This window comes from Luteitalea sp. TBR-22 (assembly GCF_016865485.1).
In the GTDB taxonomy this organism is placed as follows: domain Bacteria; phylum Acidobacteriota; class Vicinamibacteria; order Vicinamibacterales; family Vicinamibacteraceae; genus Luteitalea.
Genome location: NZ_AP024452.1, coordinates 1,970,114 through 1,993,346, shown reverse-complemented (window position 1 = coordinate 1,993,346; position 23,233 = coordinate 1,970,114). Strand labels below are relative to the sequence as shown.

Genomic DNA, 23,233 nt, shown 5'->3' with positions numbered 1-23,233 from the left:
CCCGACCTCGCGTTCTACGACTGCGGCTTCTGGATCGACTTGAGGTACGTCGCCAGGTTGGTCAGCCGCATCTGCGCCGTCGCGTTGGAGACGCCACCGCTTCGGAACATCGGCCCCCACACCGGCATGTCGACCGAGCCGTGCGCAGCCGGCACGGCCCTGTCGACGCCCGAGATGAAGCGCTCGATGGCGAGGACGTCGAACTTGCCGCCGCGCCTGGCCGACATCATCGTCAGGTCGGGCACCATCGCCTTGAGCGCCGGCGCGGCAGGTCCGTCGCCCTTCCCCGACAGGCCGTGGCACGACGCGCAGTAGGCGACGTAGTTGGACCGTCCGTCGACTGACGCGATGTCGTGATAGGGGACCTTCTTGATGGTCGGCGCGGTCGTCGGCTGCGCGTTGGTGCCGGCCACGACTGCCGCGAGCAGGATGGCTCCCGCGCTGGTGACCGTTGCCCATGCTGCACGTGACGTCAACATGCTGCCCTCCTCCCGGATGCATGCAGACAAGTCCACGCCGGCGCGTCACGGGACCGCCGGCGCGTCTGTCTCCCGATGCTCGGCAACACTGCAAGTCGTGGGCCGATCGCGCGGTACCGCGACAGCGCCCATATCGAAAGGCAGTGATGACGCGAGTCGGGCACTGCGACTTTTCGCGCGGGCGACGTGGAAACTTCCTCGCACGCACGGAAAGGCTTCTCGGGGCCACCGTGTCGGTGACGGCGACGCGCTCCAGCGCGCCGCTCAGTGAGGCAGGTAGAAGAACCCGAGCGCGAGGATCACGTAGACGGCGAGCAGTTGGACGCCCTCCATCCAGTGCGTCTCGCCGTCGTGGGCGATGAACGAGATGCTCAGCACCGCGACACCGAGCGAGGCGATCTCGAAGGGCGTGAACAGCAGGTCCATCGGCGTCGGCGCGATCAGGTAGCTGAGGAACACCAGCACCGGCGCCACGAACAGCGCGATCTGCGTCGACGACCCGACCGCGATGGCAATCGCGGTGTCCATCTTGTCCTGCGCGGCCATCGTCACGGCCGAGAAGTGCTCCGCGGCGTTGCCGACCAGCGCGACGACGATCACGCCGACGAAGATCTGCGTGAGTCCCAGCTGCTCGGCGGTGGCGCTCACCGACCCCACCAGCACCTCGCTCACCACCGCGACGGCGATCGTGCTGGCCAGCAGCAGGAGCACCGCGTTGCGGGTCGACGCGCCCGACGGCACCGCGTCGGCCGACCCCTCCTCGAGCCCGCTGGCCTCCACGACGCCGAAGGCATCCTTGTGGGTGCGCAGCGTGAACACCAGGCCGAGCAGGTAGGTGATGAAGAGGACGACGGCGATCTCGGTGTCGAGCCGCAGCCCCGATTCGGCCGGGGCCACGCGGTGCAGCAACGCGGGGACGATCAGGCCGACCACGCTGAGGAGCAGCATCGTCGTGCCGACGCCGGCCGCCGTGCGGTTGAAGCGCTGCACCGGGCGCCGGTAGCCGCCGACCAGCGCCGCCGCGCCGAACACCAGCAGCACGTTGCCGAGGATCGATCCGGTGATGGAGGCCTTGACGAGGTCGATCAGGCCCTCGCGCAGGGCGAGAGCACCGATGATCAACTCGGCTGCGTTGCCGAACGTCGCATTGAGGAGGCCGCCGATGCCGCCCCCGTACCGCTCGGCGAGGATTTCGGTCGCATGCCCGATGTAGCCGGCGAGCGGCAGGAGTGCCAGAACGGCCGTGGCGAAGATCACCAGGTGGCGCTCGGGCGCCCAGAAGTGGAGCAGGAGGGCGACTGGCCCGCAGGCCAGCATGGCGAACCGGATCACGCGCGTCATGCAGGCTCCATGCGAGCGCGCATCCTACTACGCGGCTCGAGGCAGGAAGTGAGGCCCGGGGCTGTGGCGCGCCGCCCCGCAGGTGGCCTGTAGCGGGCGGCCGGACGCCAGTTATAGAATCATAAGTCGCATGACGACCGTGACCCTCGGACGAGACCCGTCGGCCCCCCTCGCGACCAACCCGCACCTGCTCCGCTGGATCGAGAAGATGCGCCACCTCACGACGCCGGCCGCGGTGCACTGGGTCGATGGATCGCAGGAGGAATACGACGCGCTGTGCGCGCAGATGGTCGAGACGGGCACCCTCACGAAGCTCAACGAGGATCTCTGGCCCGGCTGCTACTACGCCCGGTCCGACTCGTCCGACGTGGCGCGCGTCGAGCAGCGCACCTTCGTGTGCTCCCTGTCGAAGGACGCGGCGGGCCCCACCAACAACTGGGTCAATCCGTTCGAGATGCGCAAGACGCTGCGCGGCCTCTTCCGGGGCTGCATGGCCGGGCGCACGATGTACGTGCTGGCCTACAGCATGGGCGAGGTCGGCTCGCCGATGTCGCAGATCGGCGTGCAGCTGACCGACTCGCCGTACGTGGTGGCGAGCATGCGCATCATGGCGCGCATCGGCCTGCCCGTGCTCGAGGAGATCGATCGCGACACCAAGCGCGTCGTGCCGTGCATGCACTCGGTGGGCATGCCGCTGCAGCCGGGGCAGCCGGACGTGCCCTGGCCCTGCAACGAGCAGAAGTACATCGTGCACTTCCCGGAGACGCGCGAGATCTGGTCGTACGGTTCCGGCTACGGCGGCAACGCCCTGCTCGGCAAGAAGTGCTTCGGCCTGCGCATCGCCTCGGCGATGGCGCGCGACGAGGGCTGGATGGCCGAGCACATGCTGATCCTGGGCGTCGAGGATCCGCACGGCGAGAAGACGTACGTCGCGGCCGCCTTCCCGAGTGCGTGCGGCAAGACCAATCTGGCGATGCTCGTGCCGCCCAGGGCGATGAAGGGGTGGACGGTCTCGACGATCGGCGACGACATCGCCTGGCTCAAGCCGGATGCCGACGGTCGCCTGCGCGCGATCAACCCCGAGGCCGGGATGTTCGGCGTCGCCCCGGGCACGTCGCTCAAGACCAACCCGAACGCGATGGCGACCATCGCGAGCAACACGATCTTCACCAACGTCGCGCTCACTCCCGAGGGGGGCGTGTGGTGGGAAGGCATGACCGCGGCCCCGCCCGAGGAATGCCTCGACTGGCGCGGCCATCGCTGGACGCCGGAGATCGCCCACGAGACGGGCGCCACGGCGGCGCATCCCAACGCGCGCTTCACGGCGCCGATCAGCCAGTGCCCGATCATCGACCCTGGCTTCAACGACCCGCTCGGCGTGCCGATCAGCGCGATCATCTTCGGCGGCCGACGCGCCACCACGATGCCGCTCGTCTACCAGGCGTTCAACTGGACGTCGGGCGTCTACATGGGCGCGACGATGGGCTCGGAGACGACGGCGGCGGCGGCCGGCGCGGTGGGCAAGGTGCGTCGTGATCCGATGGCGATGCTGCCCTTCTGCGGCTATCACATGGCCGACTACTTCCGGCACTGGATCACGATGCAGCGCTCGCTCAGCGAGACGCCGAAGATCTTCCACGTCAACTGGTTCCGCAAGGACGAGGAGGGCAAGTTCCTCTGGCCCGGCTTTGCCGACAACATGCGCGTCCTGCGGTGGATCGTCGACCGGGTGCGCGGCCGCGTCCCGACCCGCGAGTCGGCGCTGGGCTGGATGCCGCGCTACCAGGACATCGACTGGCGCGGGCTCGACTTCCCGGAATCGGAGTTCGAGAAGCTGCAGTCGGTGGACGCCGCCCAGTGGCGCAAGGAGGTGATGGAGCACGAGGAGTTGTTCCTCCAGCTCCACTCGCACCTGCCCAAGGAGATGATCTACGAGCGCGAGCTGCTGATCTGTCGGCTGTAGGGAGAGCGTCGACCCACATTCCACTCCTGCGCCGTGCGATGCTTCAGCTAGCATCTGAGGCGATGGCATGGCTGCCGCGGGTCCTCGCACTCCTCCTGCTGGCGCTCGGGGCGCTCGGTGGGAGCGCGACCCGGGCGCACGCGCAGGACCTCGTCACCGAGAAGGCGTACTTCGAGGACACCACCGGGCGGCTGTCCTTCGAGGAGGCGCGGCAACGACCGTACCAGCGCTACTCGGCCTTCCTGAACGCCGGGTACGGCCCCTCGGTGTACTGGATACGGCTCACGGTTCGCGCCATGCCTGCCGCCGTCGACCAGCCGGATCAGCCCGGCGCCGGCTGGGCCGTCGTCCGCATGCGGCCGGTGTTCGTCGACCAGATCGAGCTGTTCGATCCGGCCGACACATCGGGGCGCCAGCGCATCACCGGCGACCGCACCGACTGGCTCGACGCCGAGCATCGGTCCCTGACCCACACCTTCGTGATCTCGATCGGCCCGGTGCCGAGGCACGTCTGGCTGCGGATGCAGACCACGAGCTCGCGCCAACTGCACGTGCAGGTGCTGCCGTGGCGCGAGGCCACCAACGCCGACCGCGAGGACGAGCTGACGGCGGCGCTGCTCATCATGCTGCTCGCGGCGCTGGCGCTCATCGGCCTGTTCTCCGCCGTCGCCAGCCGCACCACCACCGACTACGCGTTCGCAGCGATGCAGGCCGCCAACCTGCCCTATGCGCTCTACGTGCTCGGCTACGCCCGGCCGTTGCTCGCGCCCTACCTGCCGGCCGTCGTGCTCGACCAGGGCTTCAACATCGCCGTGTTCATCGGCGTCCACCTGGCCTGCTGGTTCTACTACTTCTTCGTCAAGGAACACCGCCCCTCCCGCCTCGGGGCCTGGCTGGTCACCGCGCCGCTGTTCATCCTGCCTGCCCTGCTCCTGGTCACCCTCGCCGGGCGGCTCGACATCGCCCTCGAGCTCAACGCCTGCACCATCCTCGTCCTGCCCTGCACGACCCTGGTGGCCGCGCTCACCTGCCGGGCGTGGGACAGCACGGCGGCCCACCGCCCGTCGGTACCGCGTCCCCTGTACCTCGGCGCCGCCCTCGTGGGCGTGCTGGGCTCGACGCTGTGGTTCCTCACCCAGTACGGCTGGATGAAGAGCACCTACTTCCTCGTGTACGGCATGATCTGGTTCACCGCGCTGATCGGCGTGGTGATGCTGACCGTGCTGCTGGTCCGGACGCGCCGCGTGTCGCGGGTCCGATCGGAAGCGGTGCTGAGTGCCCAGATCGCCGAGAGCCAGGCGCAACAGGCGCGGCAGCAGCGCGAGGAACAGGCACAGCTGCTGTCCATGCTGACCCACGAGGTGAGGACCGGCCTGGCGGTGATCCGGATGTCGCTCGGCTCACCCGGGCCCTCCTCCGACCTCCGGCAGCTCGCCGAGCAGTCCATCGACAGCATCGGGCGCGTCCTCGACCGGTGCGACGACGTGCAGCGCGTCGAGGCGCCGGGCCCGCTGCCGATCGCCAGCCACCAGCTGCGGCCGCTGCTCGAGGCGGTGCGCGCCGACGCGGCGGCGCCGACCCGCGTCGTCGTCGCGGTGGAGGACGACCTGCACATGGTCGAGACCGACGTCGTGACGCTCCGCCGCCTGCTCGGCCTGCTCGTCGAGAACGCCCTCATGCACGGCGCGCAGGACGCGCCCGTGGACCTGAGCGCCGCCCTCGACCGCCGGCAGGGCGGCGGCCTGCTGATCTGGACCTCGAACCTGCCCGGCATCGCCGGCTGGCCCGATCCACGCCTCGTCTTCCAGAAGTACTACCGGAGCCCGGGGGCACGTCGACTGACCGGATCCGGACTCGGGCTCCACCTCGCCTCGACGCTGGCCGCACAACTGGGCGGACACCTCCGCTACGCCCCCACGGCCACGCACATCCGGTTCGTCCTGTGGTTGCCGCGCTGAACACGGCCGGGGTCCGTGCCGGAACGGGCCCAGGCGGCCCAGGTGGTCCGGGCCCGCTCAGGTGCGCACCCGCAGGGCCTCCACGTCGTCCAACAGCGGCAGGTCGTCGCGCAGCGTCGCCAGGCGCTTGAAGAGCGCGGCCAGCGGCCGCCGCTCCCGCAGGGCGAGCGCGAGGCGCGCCGGGTTGGCCGGGTTCGCGCGCCAGGTGCGGTGGTCGTCGGGGATCGCCTCGAGGTGACCGTACACCGAAAGCACCGCGGCGGCCGACTTCGCGCCCCAGCCCGGGATGCCCGGGTAGCCGTCGGCACTGTCGCCCACCAGCGCGAGATAGTCGGGGATCGACGCGGGCGGCACGCCGAACTTCGCGATGATGCCCGCCTCGTCGAGCGTGACGCGCAGGCGCCGATGCACCTGGACGACCTTCGTGCCGCGCACGCACTGCGCCAGGTCCTTGTCGGGCGAACACACCAGCACCTGCGTCACCCGGGGATCGGCGGCCGCCAGTCGCGCCGCCGAGGCCAGCGCGTCGTCGGCCTCCTCGGCGACCATCGGCCACACGACGTACCCGGCCGCCCGCAACGCATCCTCGAGACGCGGGAACTGCGCCCACAGATCGGGCGGGATGCCATCGCCGGTCTTGTAGCCGGGCCAGAGATCATTGCGGAAGGACTCGATGACGTGATCGGTGGCCACCCCGACGTGCGTCGCGCCCTGTCGCACGAGTGCCGCCAGCGAGGCGAGCACGCCGCGCACGGCGGCCACCTCGTGCCCCTGCTCGTCGCGCTGCGAGGGCATGGCGTGATAGTGCCGGAAGAGCTCGTACGTGCCGTCGATGAGGTGGATGTGCATGGCAACTCGGCAACGCAGCCCGATGCTAGGCTGCGAGGATGGGACCCTCGATCCTCGTTGTCTCGCTCGGGCGCATCATCGCCGATCAGGTGCGGTTCGAACCGGATGAAGCCTGCGCGGTCCTCGTGCGGTTGTCCGAGCACGTGGCGCCCATCGGCGCCGGCGACGGCGCGATCGCGTCGGTGCCTTCCCTCGACGCCGTCGGCATCACGCCGTTCGGCGATGTCGAGGTGCGCAGGTCGTCCGGCGAGACGGTCGCACCAGCCAATCGACCCGAGGACGTCGCCCGGGCGATGGCCGTGCTGCTCGGCCGCTTGCTGGCGTCAGGACGCGACACCATCACGGCGCTGCCGACGCAGATCGTGGCGGCGTGTCGCGCCGCCTCGTCGCGCCGGCAGGACGCGGCCCGCATCGTGGGATCGCCGTCCGGGTTGCTCGACGCACTCGGCGCCTTCCGGCCTGCCGATCCGAGTGACGCCCTGGCGATGGTGTATGCGCGCTGGCTGCGGACCACCGACGGCGGGGCCATCAGGGCCGTGCCGGATCGAAGTGGCGCCTGAGGTGGCGGCCGTACGTGCCGTAGCCCTGCTGCCGCTGCGGCGCCTGCGCCGCGAAGGCCGTCACCCGCTGCAGGTACCGCGTTTCGAACATGAAGGCGAGCGTCGACTCCAGCTTGTGTGGCTGCAGCGCCACCGTGCTGGCGTGCTCGAAAGCGTCGACGTCGGGCCCGTGCGGCAGCATCGTGTTGTGCAGCGAGATCCCGCCGGGCACGAAGCCTTGCGGCTTGGCGTCGTACTGGCCGAAGACCAGGCCCATGAACTCGCTCATGACGTTCATGTGGTACCAGGGCGGCCGGAAGGTGTTCTCGGCGACCATCCACCGCTCGGGGAAGATCACGAAGTCGACGTTGCCGGTGCCCGGCGTCTCCGACGGCGAGGTGAGCACGGTGTAGATCGAGGGGTCGGCGTGATCGAAGAGGATCGGCCCCACCGGTGAGAAGCGACGCAGGTCGTACTTGTACGGCGCGTAGTTGCCGTGCCAGGCGACGACGTCGAGCGGCGACCGCGCGATGTCGGTCACCCACAACGCGCCGCCCCACTTCACGTACAGACGCGATGGCGCCTCGCGGTCCTCGTAGGCGGCGACGGGCGTCAGGAAATCGCGCGGGTTGGCCAGGCAGTTGGCGCCGATCGGGCCGCGCTCGGGCAGCGTGAACGCCCCGCCGTAGTTCTCGCACAGGTACCCGCGCGCCGCGCCCTCTGGCACCTCGACGCGCAGCTTCACGCCGCGCGGGATCACCGCGATCTCGCCGGGCGCGACGTCGATGATGCCGAACTCGGTCCACAGCCGCAGTGCCCCCTGCTGGGGCACGAAGAGCAGCTCGCCGTCGGCATCGTAGAAGTACTCGTCCTGCATCGAGCGCGTCAGCAGGTAGACGTGCGCGCCCATGCCGGCCTGCGTGGCCGCGTCGCCCGCGGTCGTGATCGTATGCACGCCCTCGAGGAACGAGGCCGGGCCGTCCGGCAGGGGAAACGGATCCCACCGCAGGGGACCGGGGGGCAGGTCGACCTCCGGCGCCGGCGCCGTCCGCCACCAGCCGATGTCGGCCGGGCGGAACGGGCCCCAATGCGCCACCGTCGGCGCGATGCGATACAGCCAGGACCGCTCGTTGCTGGCGCGGGGCGCGGTGAACGGCGATCCCGAGAGTTGTTCGGCGTACAGGCCGTAGGCGCAGCGCTGCGGCGAGTTGCGCCCGACGGGCAGCGCGCCGGGCAACGCCTCGGTCTCGAAACCGTTGCCGAAACCGGACTGGTAGCGCACGTCGCCGGGTGACACGACGGCGGCCGCGGGTCGTGCGTCGCTCATGGAAGCATCCTCGGGTGCCAGCCTCAGGTAACCACAGGTCGACGGGACGTGTCACCTTGGACGGCAGTCGGCAGTCGGCAGTCGGCAATCGGCGTTCGGCGTTCGGCGTTCGGCGTTAACCTGAAGTGTGTCCTCGTTGTTCTCGCCCCTCGCCCTCCGCGACGTCGTCATTCCCAACCGCATCGGCGTCTCGCCGATGTGCCAGTACTCGGCCACCGACGGTCTGGCCAACGATTGGCATCTCGTGAACCTGGGCAGCTTCGCGGTCGGCGGCGCTGGCCTCGTCATCGCTGAAGCCACGGCCGTGCAGGCCAACGGACGAATCAGCCCCCAGGATCTGGGCCTGTGGCACGACGGGCAGGTCGAGCCGCTGGCGCGCATCGCCCGCTTCGTGCAGGCGCAGGGCGCCGTTGCCGGCATCCAGCTGGCCCATGCGGGCCGCAAGGCCAGCACACGACGCCCATGGGACGGCGGTGGCGTCGCGCCCGTCGAGGAGGGTGGGTGGCCCGACGTGGTCGGCCCGAGCGCGGTGCCCTTCTCCGACACGTATCCGCAGCCGCAGGCGCTCACCGTCGAGGGCATCGGCGCGGTGGTCGCCGCGTTTGCCGACGCTGCCAGGCGCGCGCATGCGGCGGGTTTCCGGGTGTTCGAGATCCACGCCGCGCACGGCTACCTGCTGCACGCGTTCCTCTCGCCGCTCAGCAACCAGCGCACCGACGACTACGGCGGGACGTTCGAGAACCGGGCGCGGCTCGTCCTCCGGGTGACGCGCGCCGTGCGCGACGCCGTCCCAGAAGGGCTGCCGGTGACCGTTCGCGTTTCGGCCACCGACTGGGCGCCGGGCGGGTGGGATGTGGACGAGTGCGTGGACCTCGCGCGCCGACTTCGCGCCGAGGGCGCCGACCTGATCGACTGCTCATCGGGCGGCAACGTGCCGCACCAGCAAATCCCGATCGCCCCCGGCTATCAGGTGCCCTTCGCGGCTCGCATCCGCCGCGAGGCGGCGATCCCGACCGCGGCGGTGGGCTTGATCACGACACCGGCACAGGCCGAGCGCGTCGTCGCCGAGGGCGACGCCGATCTCGTGCTGCTGGCCCGCGAGATGCTCCGCAACCCGCGGTGGCCGATGCTGGCGGCACAATCGCTCGGCCACGCGCTGTCCTGGCCGGCGCAGTACCTCAGGGCCGCGCCCGCAGGCACGCCGACACGTCGGGGCACCGATGCCGGGCGCTAGGCCGGCGTCACGAACGTCGCGCTGAAGGTACGCACGGTGCCGTCGGGGCTGCGCACGTCCACCTTGTCGTCGTGCACGGCGACCACCTCGCCGGGGCCGTGTGCCGTGCTCACGACCACGCCCGCGCGCAGGCCGGCGGTCGCCGGGGCCGGGTCCGGCAGGGCGGTGCGCCGGACGGCCTCCGGCGCCGCGACCGGCAGCGGCCGTTCCAGCAGGCGGTCGCAGTTGTCGCAGTGGCCACAGCGCTGGTCCGGTAGCGTCTCGCCGAAGTAGTCGAGGACCTGCGCCCAGCGGCAGAGGCCAGACTGTGCCCAGGCGACGAGGCGGTCGAGGCGCGCCACGTCGGCCTCGCGTCGGGCCCCGCTGGCCTCCGGATCGGCGTCGTCGCCACGCGCGACGCCGCCGATGAAGTAGCGCTGCAGGCGTCGGTCGTGCGGGGCGTGCAGCAGGACGCAGCGGGCCGGCTCGCCATCCCGACCGGCGCGGCCCGCCTCCTGGTAGTACTGCTCGAGCGAGCCCGGCAGCCCGACGTGGACGATGGCGCGGATGTCGGGCTTGTCGATGCCGAGGCCGAACGCGTTGGTCGCCACCATGAGGGACACCTCGCCGCTCATGAAGGCGTCGTGCGAGGCGTGACGCGCTGCGCGCCCGAGCCGCCCGTGATAGAGGCCGATCGGCGTGCCCGGATCCCGTGCCGACAGGCGTTCGTGCACCGACGAGGCCAGCTTGACGGTCGGCACGTAGACGATGGTGGGTCCGGCCAGGCCGGCGACGACGCGCGCCAGGTGCGTGGCGCGATCGTCCTCGTCGGCGCAGGCGACCGCCTCGAGATGCAGGTTGGGGCGGTACGTCCCGGTGTTGATCACGCCGAAGTCGGCAACGCCGAGGTGGGTGGCGATGTCCTCGATCACCTGTGGCGTGGCGGTGGCCGTGAGGGCGAGGACCGGTGGATGCCCGAGCGCCGCGATGGCCTGCCGCAACTGCAGGTAGGCGGGCCGGAAGTCGTGGCCCCATTGCGAGATGCAGTGGGCCTCGTCGATCACGAACAGGTCGATGGGCTGCTGTCGCAGCGTGTCGAGGAACTCTGACGACGCGAGACGCTCCGGCGTCGTGAGCACGAACTCGCTGCGCGCCTCCTCGATGTGCGCGAGCGCTTCCTGCTCTTCGCTCGAGGTGATGGCGCTGTTCACCTGGCGCGCCTCGACGCCCAGGCTGCCCAGCTTCTCCACCTGGTCCTTCATCAGCGCGATGAGTGGAGACACGACGATCGTCGTGCCCGGCATCAGCACCGCCGGCAACTGGTAACAGAGCGACTTGCCCGCCCCGGTGGGCATGACCGCCAGGGTGTTGCGCCGGGCGAGCACCGACCGGATCACCTCGCCCTGGCCGGGGCGCAGTGCACGAAGGCCGAAGGTCTGCCGCAACGTGCGGAGCACGCGCGGCCACGGGATGGGAGGAGCCATGCCCCGCCCCGCTGCAAGAAGCGGGACGGAGCCGCGGTGCTAGCGCTGCACGGCCTTGTACGCGAACACCGTCTGCACGGGCTTGCCGTCGCGCACCCGGTCGAGCACGATGTTCAGCGCGTCCCTGGACGGCTTCGAGAAGGTGATGCGCAGCGCGTTGGGGCCCGTGCTTTCGAACACCGCCATCTCGCCCTCGACCTTCACGAGCGTGTGCTCGGCCGCCTCGCCCTGCGCCTCGCGACTGGCGAGGCCCGGTCCCGGAGCGAAGTGCTTGATGCGCAGCTTCAGCGTGCCGTCCTGTTCCTCGATGGCGAGGATCTCGTAGAGGCCCGGCTTGGTGCCGCCCGAGAGGTTGCGGTACGCGGCGACCATGGACGGCCCGATCGGCGTCATCCAGTGCTGCTCGATGTGGTTCTCGCCGAGCTTGCCGACCCATTGGCCGGCGATGAACGCAACCTGCTGGATGGTCGCCTTGGCCGGCGGCGCAGTGCCGATGGCGTCCTGGGCGAGCGTGGAGGCAGCGGTCAGCGCGAGACCGACGACCGCCGCGAATGAGGCACGAAGGAGGGCACGAGTGGACATGGCGCGCAATGGTAGCGCGACAGGGCGCCAGACCACAGCGTCAGGCCGTGCCGGGCCAGAGGCGCCGGATCACGCGGCACGGATTGCCGGCCACCACCACATCGTCGGGCACATCGCGCGTGACGACGCTGCCGGCCCCGACGACGCTGCGGGCGCCGACCGTCACGCCGGGCAGGATGATCGCCCCGCCGCCGACCCACACGTCGTCGCCGATGGTGATCGGGCGCCCGGACTCGCGGCCGCGGCGCTCGATCGCATCGAGTGGATGGGTGGCGGTCAGGATCTGCACACCGGGGCCGAACATCGTGCCCGAGCCGATGCGGACGGGACACACGTCGAGGACGACGCAGTTGACGTTGAAGAAGACGCGGTCACCGAGTTCGATGTGGACGCCGTAGTCGCACCAGAACGGCGGATGGACACCGACCGTCTCGCCGCCGCGGCCGAAGAGGGCGACGAGAATGGCGCGCCGCGCGGCCTCGTCGAAGGGCGACGAAGACGCGAGGGCCTGGCAGCGGGCCTCGGCCGCCTGCCTCAGGCCCACGAGCTCCGGGTCGTTGGCGTCGTAGGGATCGCCGGCGAGCATGCGCGCACGTTCGGACATCGGACCTCCTCCGCCAGTGGACCGCGGGAAGGCAGGAGGCCGCAAGCTCGGGAGCGACTGCGGGTGATCAGCCGGGGCCGGCCGATCACCCGCGGTGCTGAGCGCTAGCGGGGGGAGGCGACCGGCCGCGCCGAGCGCACGCGGCCCGGCAAGCCCATCGACCGGAGGTTCGACACGTCCACGTTCACGGTGGTGCAGCGGCCGCGGAAGTCGGCGCTCTCGCAGAGTTCCCAGTTGCCGCCCTCCACGCGCACGCTGTTGGCGTAGTCCATGTTCACGTAGTTGGCCGGGTTGGTCACCACGTAGGAACGGCCCGAGAAGTTCATCCCTTCGAACAGGATGATGCGGCCATAGCCGCCTCCCGGCGGGCGCGGTCCGGGTCCCGGCGGCGGGTAGTAGCCGCCTCCACCGCCGTCGCCACCCCAGCCGCCCCCACCGCCGCCGCGCAACGGCCTTGCCGAGGAGATCTTGCGTCGCAGGCCGATCCTGTTGAGGTCGGTGACGTCGCCGTTGACGACACGACAGCGATTGAACTCGATGTTGTCGCAGACCTCCCACTCCTCGCCCCTGGGAACGCGGAGGCTCTCGGCGGCGTCGTTGAAGTCGAGTTCGCGCAGGTCGCGCGTCGGCCCGCGGAGCACGCGCGTCTGGCCGCCGAAGTTGCGGCCCGAGTACAGGACGAGCCCGCGCTCGCCACCCCCGCCGCCCCAACCGCCTCCACCGCCGCCCCCCCAGCCGCCGCCGTTGCCTCGGACCCGGCGCATCGACGAGATCATGCGGCTCCAGCCGCGCTGGCGCAGGTCGTACTCGACGCCGTAGAAGACCTGGCAGCGGCCGCCGTAGAAGGCGTGCTCGCACACCTCCCAGGCCTCGCCGTTGGCGATCTGCAGGCTGACGATCCGGTCGTTCATCCCCGACTGGCGCAAGTCGGGCACGTCCTGCCGGAAGTTGGCGTTGCGGCCGCGGAAATCGCGGTCGTCGTACACGGTGATGCCGACCACCCCGCCCATGCCCCGTTCCTGGGGCGGTGCGGCGGTGGCCGCGGCGGGCCCGAGCAGGGCCAGTGCGGCGGCGACGATCAAGACTCGGGACAAGGACTCCTCCTGTCGTGTCGGGGCTCGCGTGCCCCCCGGCTGACGCGACCGTATGGGACCGGTCGACATGTTTCCGACCCGGAACAAGGAGACGCCTGCTCCCGCGCCGTCGTTTCGGGTACGATGGTCAATGGCACGTCGATTCCGGCGCTTGCCAGGGCGGTGCGCCCCACGACCGGGCGGCCGCAAGTCTTCTTCCCAAAGGATTGCTCTCGATGACCCGTCACTCTCTGTGCGCCGCGCTGTGCACCGTTGCGCTGACGCTGTCCCCCGCGCTTGCCCTCGCCCAGACGACCAAGGCCGCCCCGAAGGCGGCTCCCAAGGCCGCTCCCAAGGCCGCTGCCGGCGCCGTCAAGACGTTCACCCTGACCGGCTCCGACAACATGCGCTTCACGCCGTCGGTCATCCGCGTGAAGGCGGGCGACAAGGTGAAGGTCACCCTCAAGGCCGTCAGCGCGATGCCCAAGATCGCCATGGCGCACAACTTCGTGCTGCTCAAGGCGGGCGCCGACGCCGCCGCCGTGGCCACGGCAGGCGCCACCGCGCGCGACACCAACTTCATCTCGCCGAAGTCCAATGCCCAGATCATCGCCCACACCGCGCTCGCGGGCGGCGGCGAGACCGTCAGCGTCGAGTTCACGGCGCCGGCGGCCGGCAAGTACACGTTCATCTGCACGTTCCCGGCGCACTTCCAGGGCGGCATGGTGGGCCAGCTGATCGTCGAGTAGTCCGGCCGCTCGGCAACAGTACGAAGGGGCGCCCCTGCATACGCGCAGGGCGCCCCTTTTTGCGTGCCGAGCGGTCGTCGGCCTTCGTCATTCGGCCTTGGTCCTTGGTCGGTCGTCCCCCTGTCACCCTTCCCTTTCGGCAACCGGCAGGCGTCAGGCGTCAGCCGTTAACCGTTAGCCGTTAGCCGTTAGCCGTTAGCCGTTAGCCGTTAAACGTTAGCCGTTAGCCGTTAAACGTTAAACGTTAAACGTTAAACGTCACGGTTCCATCCCCAACGCCGCCTTGTAGGCGCCCGAGAACAGCGCCGGGTCGCTCTCGATGCCCAGCCGGTATTGCATGGACTCCGAGATGGTCGCGGCACGGGTGCGCGCCTGATCGGCCATCGGCCCCTCGAACAGCGAGGCGATGCTCTCGTCCCACAGCCGCCACCAGCGCTGGAAGTGCGCCGGCTGCAGCGTCGCGGCTTCGTGCAGCGGGAAGTGGACGGCGATGGGCTGCCCCACGTAGACGGGACGCTGGAAGAGGAGCTGCTCCCAGAAATTTCCGATCCGGGGCAGGTGATGGTCGAGGTCGAGATGGGCGACCTCGGTGAACAGGTAGCCGATCAGGTCGTCGGCCATCGCCCGCGAGTAGAACCGCCGGAGCAGGACGTCGATGTCGGCACGAGTCGCGAGATCGGGCACGACCCATTGTCTCCGGAAACCGGGCCACGGGGAGGGTCGCGTCCGCGCGCCCGTCCCTCAGTTGGCGGGCGGCCTGCCGATCCAGAGCCGCCCTTCTCGCAGATCGAAAGTCAGGATGTACCGGCTCATGAACGGCTGCCCGAGATTGCCGTCCATGATCAGGTCCGCGACCAGCACCGGGCTGTCGACCGTGAAGCCGGGCGCGATCTCGAAGCGGAGCTGTTGCTCCTTGCGCGCCGGGTCCAGGCCGAAGGCGTCGGCATACTCGCGCCCGATCAGGGACACCCCACCGGCGCCGGAATCGAGCGTCAGCCACGCGCGGCCACGTCGGGTGGACACACCGACGAAGCCCTCGAGTCCACGTGCTGCCACGCCGCGAACGAGTCGGAACGGCAACTCGCGCATCCCGGCAACCCTCCGGGCGAGGCTCGCGGGCGTCTCGATCGTCAGCGTCCCCGCCGCCTGATCGAGCGTGATCGCCTTGCCATCGAAGGCATCGAGCGACAACAGGCCGTCGGGCGCTTTGTCGCCGGCGAATCGCTCGCCGAAGTCGATCTTGCCGACGTCCACTGGCGTGAGCGGCACCGTACCGGCCATGAGATGGACATCGTCGCAGTGTGGGCCGTCACCGCGTTGGCCGAACATGTTGTAGCCCGTCGCTCTTCCCCAGAACGTGCAGGTGAGTCGAGGCGACAACGCCTCGGTCACCATCGTGTGGCCGCCGCCCGTGTCCAGCAGGAAGTCACCCGCGGTGCCGTTCACCGACACGCGCACCTTCCACAAGGCCTTCCGAAACCGCTCCAGCTTGATGACCTGCGGATCCTCGCTCGCGGGTTGGGCGGCGACGCCCGTCGCCAGGAAAGACACGGCGACGAGGGCGGCCGACAGCGTACCGAACAGTGGTGTCATGCGGTGGGGACGAGTGGCAGCGCGACGAACACGGCGGGCGATCCGTGGAAGGCGCATGGTCAGGCGACCTCGTCGACAAGGGGCGTCGACGCGTCGATGGCCAGGAACAGCAAGGCCGCGAGCAGCAGCGCGCCGCTGAAGAGCATCAAGGGGACGTCGTAGCGCCCACCGAAGGCGTCCACGAGCGCGCCGAACGCGATCGACGACAGGAACGAGCCGATCTGACCGGCCGAGTTCATGGCGCCGGTCACGGCCCCGGCGTGCCGCCTGCCCACGTCCACGCACACCGCCCACGACACCGGCAGCATGCAGTCCATGCTGAAGTACCCCATCGTCAGCAGCGCCACGGCCAGCAGGCGGTTCTCGACGACGGCCGTGCCGAAGAGGCAGAGCGCCGAGGCGGCGAGCCCGGCGGCCGCCACGAAGCGACGACCGTTGCGCAAGCCGAAGCGACGGACCAGGATGTCACTGATCGATCCGCCGGTCAGGTTGCCGACTGCGCCGGCCACGAACGGCAGCATCGCGTAGATCTTCATCTCGTCGGCCGTGAACCCGCGCCCGAGCCGCAGGTACGTCGGCATCCACGACACGTAGAAGTACGAGCCCCAGCAGTACGCGTGGTACATGAGCAGGATGATCCAGAAGTTGCGGCTCTTGACGACCTGGGCCCACGGCAGGGAGTGGTGCGCCCGCCGGCTCGACGACTCGCCGATGTGCGCCAGTTCCTCGGTCGTCACGCCCGGCATCTCCGTCGGGTAATCGCGGTACCACCAGTACCAGGCCGCCGCCCACGCGACGCCGATCAGGCCGAAGATGTAGAAGGCGCTCCGCCACCCCCACGCCTGCACGATGGGCACCACGAGCAGCGGCGTGAGCGCCCCGCCGACACGGCTGGCCATCCACACCGTGCCGTGCGCCCGCGCCCGCTCGGCCAGCGGGAACCAGCGCGAGATGGCTGACGAGGCGTTCGGATAGGCGCCGGCCTCGCCCATGCCGAAGGCGAAGCGCGTGGCGAGCAGCACGTAGTAGTTCGACACCAGGCCGGTGGCGCTCGTGAACGCGGACCACCACAACACGATGCGCGTCAGGACCTTGCGCGGGCCGATCCGGTCCCCGAGCGCGCCGGACGGAATCTCGAACAGCGCATACGAGAGCGCGAAGATGCCGACGACCCAGCCCCACTGCGACGGCGACAGCCCGAGATCCTTCTGCATCTCGGGGCCGGCGACCGCGATGCACACGCGGTCGAGGTACGTGACCATCGACAGGAGGAACAGCAGGCCGAGGACGCGGTGTCTGTAGGGCATCGGGAGGCGGGAGTCGGGAATCGGGAGTCGGGAATCGGGAGTGAGGGCATCGCGACCGTGACGCACTCGTAGCCGTCGACCTTCAGGTCGACGGTCGATGGCGCTAGCGGACCGCCGCGAAGACGACGCTCACCGGCGCGCCGATGCCGATCGACTGCCCCGTCGGCGTCAATCGGCCAGTCTTCTCGTCGATGCGGAACACGACGAGCGTGTCCGACCGCTGGTTGCCTGCCAGCAGGTAGCGGCCCGTCGGGTCGATGCCGAACCCGCGCGGCGTCTTGCCCTGCGTCGGCTCGTGCTGCACGAGCGTCAGGCGGCCGGTGGCCTCGTCGATCGCGAAGACCACAAGGGAGTCGTGACCGCGGTTGGAGCCGTAGAGGAACCTGCCCGACGGATGCACCTGCACCTCCGCGGTGCTGAACGCCGGGTCGTTGGGCACGCCGGCCGGCAGCGTGCCGATCGACTGCACCTCGGTGAGCGCCCCGGTCGACGCGTCGCGGCGATAGACGGCAACCGTGAGCGCGAGTTCGTTGATCACGTACAGGAACGGCGCGCGCGGGTGGAAGGCCATGTGGCGCGGCCCCGATCCCGGACTTGCGGCGACCGACGCGGGAGATGCGGGCGACAGCGCGGAGGTCTTCGGGTCGAGCCGGTAGACGAACACCTTGTCAGCCCCCAGGTCGGCCGCGTAGACGAACGCACCGGAAGGGGCAGCCTTGATCGAGTGCGCGTACGGTTTGGTCTGCCGCTTGGGATGGACGCTGCTGCCCTGATGCGCGACCACCGACACGGGCTCGCTGAGACGTCCGTCAGCGCCGACGGCGTACGACGCGACGGTGCCGCCGCCGTAGTTGGCCACCAGCACCGTGCGGCCATCCGGCGTCACCGACACGTGCGCGGGGCCGTTGCCACCGGAGCTCACCTGGTTGAGTGCGGTCAGTGCCCCGGTCGCGGAATCCATGGCGTACGCCGACACCGACCCGGTGGGCTTGTCGCCGAACGTGCCGGTTTCGCTGATCGCGTACAGCAGCGGCCGCGTCGGGTGGAGCGCCAGGAAGCTCGGATTGGTCTGCGTCGCGGCAAGTTCGGGCGCCGACACGGTGCCCGTCGCGAGGTCGAGGCGGGCGCGGTAGATCCCCTTGCTCGTGCCGTTGGTGTACGTGCCGATGTAGACGTGCATCTGCGTGGGCGTCCCTGCCCGCCGTTGCGCCGCCGCGGGCAGCGCCGCCGCGAGCACGCCGGCGCCTGCGGCCAGGAACGTCCGCCGCCGCACGACCACCGGCTGTCGACTGTCTTGATGGTTCATCTGTTCACTCTCGACCTTCGCACCGGCCTGCTCCCCGCCTACGGCCCTGGCTGCCCGGAGACCGGTGCCCGGTGTCCGCTGCCCGGGCGCAGCGATACTCGCCCATGTCGGTCGCCACGGCAAGCACGCACCGGCTCAGGCGATCAACCCCTTCACGACGTGGGCCGGCGCCTCGACGCCGACGAGCTTCTGGTCGAGGCCCTGGTGGCGGAACGTGAAGGCATCGTGATCGAGGCCGAAGAGGTTGAGGATGGTCGCGTGCAGGTCGCGCTGGTGCACCGGGTCCTTGGTGATGTTGTAGCTGAAGTCGTCGGTCTCGCCGAACACGGTGCCCGCCTTGACCCCGCCCCCGGCCATCCACATCGAATAGCAGCGCGGGTGGTGGTCGCGGCCGTAGTTGTCTTCCTTGAGCGTGCCCTGCGAGTAGACCGTGCGCCCGAACTCGCCGCCCCAGATGACCAGCGTGTCCTCGAGCAGCCCGCGCTGCGCCAGGTCCGTGATCAGGCCGTACGTGCCCCGATCGGTGTCCTGGGCCTGCAGCCGGTGCTGGTGCGGGAGGTTGGTGTGCGAGTCCCACCCGCGATGGTAGATCTGCACGAAGCGGACCCCACGCTCGATCATCCGCCGCGCCAGGAGGCAGTTGGCGGCGAACGTGCCCGGCCTCCGCACATCGTCGCCGTAGAGCCCGAGCACCGACTCGGGCTCGCCGCGCACGTCGGTCAGCTCGGGCACCGAGGCCTGCATGCGAAACGCCATCTCGTACTGGGCGATGCGCGTGTCGGTGTCGGGGTCGCCGATGGCATCGGCATGCTGCGTGTTGAGCGCCTGCACGCCGTCGAGCATCCGTCGTCGGGTCTCCCGATCGACGCCGTCGGGGTCGCTCAGGTACAGCACCGGATCACCGGCCCCTCGGACCGACACGCCTGAATGGCGCGCCGGGATGAAGCCGCTGCTCCACATCCGCGCCGACAACGCCTGGACGTTCGACTTGTTGGTGTAGGTCGACGTCATCACGACGAACGTCGGCAGGTTCTCGTTCAGGCTCCCGAGCCCGTACGACAGCCACGACCCGAGGCAGGGCCGGCCAGGCAGTTGGTTGCCCGAATTGACGGCGATGGTGGCCGGCTCGTGGTTGATGGCCTCGGTGTGGAGCGACCTGACGAGCGCGATGCGATCGACGATGCGGGCGGTGTGCGGGAAGAGTTCGCTCACCCACATGCCGCTCTGCCCGTGCTGCGCGAACCTGAAGAGGCTCGGTGCGACCGGGAAGCCCTTCTGCTTCGAGGTCATGGTGGTGAGCCGCTGGTCGCCGCGGACCGACGGCGGCAGGTCCTTGCCGAACATCGCGCGCAGCTTCGGCTTGTAGTCCCAGGTGTCGAGTTGCGACGGCGCGCCCGCCGGGAACAGCCAGATGGCGCGACGCGCCTTCGGCCGGAAGTGCGGCAGGCTCGGGAGGCCGCCCGGTGCCCCGGCCAGCAGGCTCGCGCCGCCCAACATCGACGCAACCGCCACCGAGCCGATGCCGCGGCCGGCCTGCGCCAGGAGTTCGCGACGGGTCAGCAACAGTTCGTCGCCGCCGGAGCAGTGCGGGTGCCGCGCCTTCTCGGTCACTTGTTGAGCGCCTCGTCGAGGTTCAGGAACAGGCTCGCCACCATGGTCCAGGCGGCGAGTTCGGGCACGGGAATCGCCGGGTCGGGCGTCGAGTCGCCCGTCGTGATCAACGCCTTCGCCTTCGTGCGGTCGGCGGCATAGCGCTGCCGGAGATCGCGCACCACCGGCGCCAGCGCATCGCGCTCGGCACGCGCGAGCGGACGACTGAGCACACGTACCGCCATCGCGTCGAGGCGCGCCGCATCGTCGGCTCCGCGCTCCTTGATGGCCACCTCCGCGAGACGACGCGACGCCTCCACGAACTGCACGTCGTTCATCGTCACCAGGGCCTGCAGCGGGGTGTTGGTCCGCTCGCGATCGACGGCGCACTGCTCGCGGGTCGGCGCGTTGAAGGTCTCCATCGACGGCGGCGGCGCGGCGCGCTTCCAGAAGGTGTAGAGGCTGCGGCGATAGTTGGCCTCGCCGCGGTCGGCGACGTAGATCTTGGTGTTGCTCTCCTCCATCGCCACGGTTTCCCAGATCCCCGCCGGCTGGTACGGCTTGACGCTCGGCCCACCACGCCGATCCGACAGCAGGCCCGACGCGCGCAGCGCCAGGTCGCGAATCATCTCGCCGTGCATGCGGAAACGCGGCCCGCGCGAGAGCAGCCGATTGTCGGGATCCTTCTCGCGCTTCTCCTGGCTGGCGACCGCGGACTGCTTGTAGGTGGCCGAGGTCACCATCAGCCGGAAGAGCGCCTTGACGTTCCACCCCGACTCGCGGAACTCGACGGCCAGCCAGTCGAGCAGCGGCTGGTTGGTCGGAGCCTCGCCGGTGATGCCGAACTCGCCGGGGGTCGCGACGATGCCCTGGCCGAAGACCTGGGCCCAGAAGCGGTTGACGTTGACACGCGCGGTGAGCGGATGGTCCGGCCGGGTCAACCATCGCGCGAGTCCGAGGCGGTTGGCGGGCGCGCCCCTCGGCATCGGCGGCAGCACCGCCGGGACAGCCGCGCCGACCCGCGGTCCCTCCTGGTCGTACTGGCCCCTGACGAGGATGTGCGCGAAGGGCGTTTCGCCGGGCTTCTCCTCGGCGACGAGCGTGACCTTCGACCTGGACTTCACGCCCTCGAACTCGTCGACCAGGCGCTGCAGGGCCCGCTGGTGCTGCATGGCCTCCTGGTCGACGAACGCCAGGTAGTAGTCGCGCAGCGGCAACAGTTGCGCGTCGGTGCGCGCGTCGGGGGGCGTGGACAGGACGTCTTCCAGCGCGATCCGCCGGGCCAGCACCTGCGCCTCGGCCCTCGTCAGGGTCCGTCGATACACGCGCAGGTCGTGCACGGCTGCACCACCGGCCCCCTCACCGGTGCTGCGGCGGTTCAGCCGAAGCGGGGTCTTGGTGCGGATGGACCCGCGCAGGGAGTCCACTTCCTCATACACCGACTGGCGCCTGCCGTCGTAGTAGATGCTCACGCCCCTCGCCTGACGCGATCCGTCGTACGTGACGAGCACGTGGTGCCAGCCCTGCGGCGACACCGCCCCGCGGGTGACAACGCTCAGCGCGTCCTGGTTCCACGCGCCGATCATCCGCAGCCCGATGCGACTGCCCTTCAGCCAGATGTCCCACCCGCGCGAGCCGTTGGCGACGTCCATCCGGGCCAGCAGGGCACCGTCGACGTTGTCGGGAAGTTGCACCCACGCGGCGATCGAGAAGGGCTCGTCGGACTCGAAGTCGCCGAACGACCCGAGCGCCGCCGTCACGCCCATCGGCAGGCGGAGCGCCGGTCCGTGCGGGGACGTCACGACCTGCGGGCGTCCGCCCGTGAAGGTGATCGGCGGCCCGTCGGCGGCCGCGTTGCGCAGGATGGCCGGCTCGGTGCCGTCGGTGAGCAGGCGGAGCTCGAGCCCGTCCGCCGCGATCGTCGGCAGGTCGTCGGTTCCCTGCGTCTGCTGCCACGCCATGAAGGCGGCGTCGGCCGCTTCGAGGTGCGCGTCGTAGAGCTGCGTGGCGCGATCGATCTCTCCGGGGAGCGCCGCGTCGCGCGCGGCGTCTTCCGGGCGCGGGATGCGGAGGACTGGCGGCGAGTCCATCACGTTGCCGTCCATGGCCGGCTGCGTCGTGTTCCGGAAGAATGCCGCCATGCTGTAGAAGTCCTTCGCGCTGATCGGATCGAACTTGTGATCGTGGCAGCGCGCGCAGCCCATGGTCAGCCCCAGCCACACCTGCGACGTCGTCTCGACGCGATCGGTCGCGTAGTTGGCCAGGTTCTCCTCGGGAATCGTCCCGCCCTCGTTGGTGCTCATCCCCGCCCGGATGAACCCGGTCGCGATGAGCTGAGTCGCCGTCGGCCTGGGCAGCAGGTCGCCGGCGATCTGTTCGAGCGTGAACCGGTCGAAGGGCTGGTTGGCGTTGAAGGCGTCGATGACCCAGTCGCGATAGGGCCAGATGCTGCGGTAGTTGTCGAAGTGATAGCCGTGCGTGTCGGCGTAGCGGACGGCGTCGAGCCAGTACCGGGCGCGGTGCTCGCCGTAGCTCGGACGCGCCAGCAGGCGGTCGACCAGCGCCTCGTACGCACCAGGTGACGTGTCGCGCACGAAGGCGTCGACCTCCGCGGGCGTCGGCGGCAGGCCCGTCAGGTCGAGCGTGACGCGACGGATCAGCGTGTGACGATCGGCCTCCGGGTTGGGCGTCAGCCCCTCCTCCTTCAGGCGCGACCGCACGAAGCGATCGATCGGGTTGGACGCCGAGCCCTGGACGTCCGGGAGGGCCGGGCGGACCGGCGGGATGAAGGCCCAGTGCGGCTCGTAGGGCGCGCCTTCCCTGATCCAGCGCTCGAGCAGCGCGATCTCGCGTGGCGCCAGGGTCTTGTGCGTCTCGGGCGGCGGCATCACCGTCTCGGGGTCGCTCGACAGGATGCGCCGCATCAGCGGGCTGCGTGCCGGGTCGCCCTTGACGATCACCGGCTGGCCGTTCTTGCGGGGCGCGAAGGCGAACTCCGGCCGATCGAGACGCAGCTCCGCCTCGCGAGCGCCGGGATCGACGCCGTGGCAGCGGAAGCAGTGGGCGACCAGAATCGGGCGGATGTCCCGGTTGAACGAGATCGTGCCCGGCAGGGCGGCAGACGCCGCGGCAGGCGCCGGGGCCGCCTTGGCGCGGCGCCACGTCACGTGCGGCGCCACCGCCGCGACGAGGCTCGCCACGAGCACCGCCGAGGCGAGCAGCAGGATCCGCTGGGCTCTCATCCGTGCTGCGGAGGATAGTCGTCGCCGATGCAGA

General features: G+C 70.2%; 19 protein-coding genes. 5 read left to right on the top strand and 14 right to left on the bottom strand.

The window, feature by feature from the left end; genetic code table 11:
• Window positions 1-14: 14 nt before the first annotated feature.
• Both TBR22_RS08125 and cax read right to left on the bottom strand, forming a co-directional pair.
• Window positions 15-479, bottom strand: a complete 465-nt coding sequence (locus TBR22_RS08125; RefSeq protein WP_239492469.1) for a cytochrome c — start codon at window positions 477-479, stop codon at window positions 15-17.
• A gap of 264 nt (window positions 480-743) precedes the next feature.
• On the bottom strand, window positions 744-1,820 hold the full coding sequence (gene cax, locus TBR22_RS08120; protein WP_239492468.1) for a calcium/proton exchanger: 1,077 nt from the start codon (window positions 1,818-1,820) through the stop codon (window positions 744-746).
• A gap of 130 nt (window positions 1,821-1,950) precedes the next feature.
• On the opposite strand from cax, the gene TBR22_RS08115 reads away from it, so the two are divergent.
• Entirely contained in the window at window positions 1,951-3,783 is a 1,833-nt protein-coding gene (locus TBR22_RS08115) for a phosphoenolpyruvate carboxykinase (GTP) (RefSeq protein WP_239492467.1), read from the top strand.
• A gap of 62 nt (window positions 3,784-3,845) precedes the next feature.
• A complete protein-coding gene (locus TBR22_RS08110; protein ID WP_239492466.1) occupies window positions 3,846-5,741 on the top strand; it encodes a sensor histidine kinase in 1,896 nt (631 codons plus the stop codon).
• A gap of 57 nt (window positions 5,742-5,798) precedes the next feature.
• Here TBR22_RS08110 and TBR22_RS08105 read toward each other — a convergent pair whose 3' ends face one another.
• The gene (locus tag TBR22_RS08105; protein ID WP_239492465.1) at window positions 5,799-6,590 is read right to left on the bottom strand and encodes a 5'-3' exonuclease H3TH domain-containing protein; all 792 of its coding nucleotides are present in this window, start codon (window positions 6,588-6,590) and stop codon (window positions 5,799-5,801) included.
• Window positions 6,591-6,628: 38 nt separating this feature from the next.
• On the opposite strand from TBR22_RS08105, the gene TBR22_RS08100 reads away from it, so the two are divergent.
• Window positions 6,629-7,150 (top strand): hypothetical protein, encoded by a 522-nt coding sequence (locus TBR22_RS08100; RefSeq protein WP_239492464.1) that lies wholly within the window; start codon window positions 6,629-6,631, stop codon window positions 7,148-7,150.
• On the opposite strand, the gene hmgA is transcribed toward TBR22_RS08100, so the two are convergent.
• Window positions 7,119-8,456: a homogentisate 1,2-dioxygenase gene (gene hmgA / locus TBR22_RS08095; RefSeq protein ID WP_239492463.1), complete on the bottom strand. Its 1,338-nt coding sequence runs from the start codon at window positions 8,454-8,456 to the stop codon at window positions 7,119-7,121. The two genes, TBR22_RS08100 and hmgA, sit on opposite strands and share 32 nt — an antisense overlap.
• Window positions 8,457-8,583: 127 nt before the next feature.
• Between hmgA and TBR22_RS08090 the strand changes: the two genes are divergently transcribed.
• Window positions 8,584-9,690, top strand: coding sequence for an NADH:flavin oxidoreductase/NADH oxidase (locus TBR22_RS08090; RefSeq protein ID WP_239492462.1), 1,107 nt, complete (start codon window positions 8,584-8,586; stop codon window positions 9,688-9,690).
• Here TBR22_RS08090 and TBR22_RS08085 read toward each other — a convergent pair.
• From TBR22_RS08085 to TBR22_RS08070, 4 genes are all read right to left on the bottom strand, one after another.
• On the bottom strand, window positions 9,687-11,153 hold the full coding sequence (locus tag TBR22_RS08085) for an ATP-dependent DNA helicase RecQ (protein WP_239492461.1): 1,467 nt from the start codon (window positions 11,151-11,153) through the stop codon (window positions 9,687-9,689). The genes TBR22_RS08090 and TBR22_RS08085 overlap by 4 nt on opposite strands.
• A gap of 39 nt (window positions 11,154-11,192) precedes the next feature.
• Window positions 11,193-11,735, bottom strand: a complete 543-nt coding sequence (locus tag TBR22_RS08080; RefSeq protein ID WP_239492460.1) for a DUF6265 family protein — start codon at window positions 11,733-11,735, stop codon at window positions 11,193-11,195.
• A gap of 40 nt (window positions 11,736-11,775) precedes the next feature.
• Entirely contained in the window at window positions 11,776-12,339 is a 564-nt protein-coding gene (locus TBR22_RS08075; protein ID WP_239492459.1) for a sugar O-acetyltransferase, read from the bottom strand.
• Between the two features lie 104 nt (window positions 12,340-12,443).
• Window positions 12,444-13,433, bottom strand: a complete 990-nt coding sequence (locus tag TBR22_RS08070; protein WP_239492458.1) for a beta/gamma crystallin-related protein — start codon at window positions 13,431-13,433, stop codon at window positions 12,444-12,446.
• A gap of 215 nt (window positions 13,434-13,648) precedes the next feature.
• Here TBR22_RS08070 and TBR22_RS08065 point away from each other — a divergent pair, with 215 nt between their 5' ends.
• Window positions 13,649-14,161: a plastocyanin/azurin family copper-binding protein gene (locus tag TBR22_RS08065; RefSeq protein WP_239492457.1), complete on the top strand. Its 513-nt coding sequence runs from the start codon at window positions 13,649-13,651 to the stop codon at window positions 14,159-14,161.
• Between the two features lie 258 nt (window positions 14,162-14,419).
• Here the strand turns inward: TBR22_RS08065 and TBR22_RS08060 are convergent, their stop codons facing one another.
• The 6 genes from TBR22_RS08060 to TBR22_RS08035 form a co-directional block, all read right to left on the bottom strand.
• A complete protein-coding gene (locus tag TBR22_RS08060) occupies window positions 14,420-14,845 on the bottom strand; it encodes a group III truncated hemoglobin (protein WP_239492456.1) in 426 nt (141 codons plus the stop codon).
• A 57-nt stretch (window positions 14,846-14,902) separates the two neighbouring features.
• A complete protein-coding gene (locus TBR22_RS08055; RefSeq protein ID WP_239492455.1) occupies window positions 14,903-15,754 on the bottom strand; it encodes a hypothetical protein in 852 nt (283 codons plus the stop codon).
• A gap of 59 nt (window positions 15,755-15,813) precedes the next feature.
• Window positions 15,814-17,061: an MFS transporter gene (locus tag TBR22_RS08050; protein ID WP_239492454.1), complete on the bottom strand. Its 1,248-nt coding sequence runs from the start codon at window positions 17,059-17,061 to the stop codon at window positions 15,814-15,816.
• A 103-nt stretch (window positions 17,062-17,164) separates the two neighbouring features.
• Window positions 17,165-18,367 carry a lactonase family protein gene (locus TBR22_RS08045; RefSeq protein ID WP_239492453.1) on the bottom strand — a complete coding sequence of 401 codons (1,203 nt, stop codon included), beginning with the start codon at window positions 18,365-18,367 and terminating at the stop codon, window positions 17,165-17,167.
• A gap of 135 nt (window positions 18,368-18,502) precedes the next feature.
• Window positions 18,503-19,978 (bottom strand): DUF1501 domain-containing protein, encoded by a 1,476-nt coding sequence (locus TBR22_RS08040; protein ID WP_239492452.1) that lies wholly within the window; start codon window positions 19,976-19,978, stop codon window positions 18,503-18,505.
• Complete coding sequence (locus TBR22_RS08035) at window positions 19,975-23,199, bottom strand: DUF1553 domain-containing protein (RefSeq protein ID WP_239492451.1); 3,225 nt, start codon at window positions 23,197-23,199, stop codon at window positions 19,975-19,977. The genes TBR22_RS08040 and TBR22_RS08035 overlap by 4 nt, the downstream gene beginning before the upstream one ends.
• Window positions 23,200-23,233: the final 34 nt, after the last annotated feature.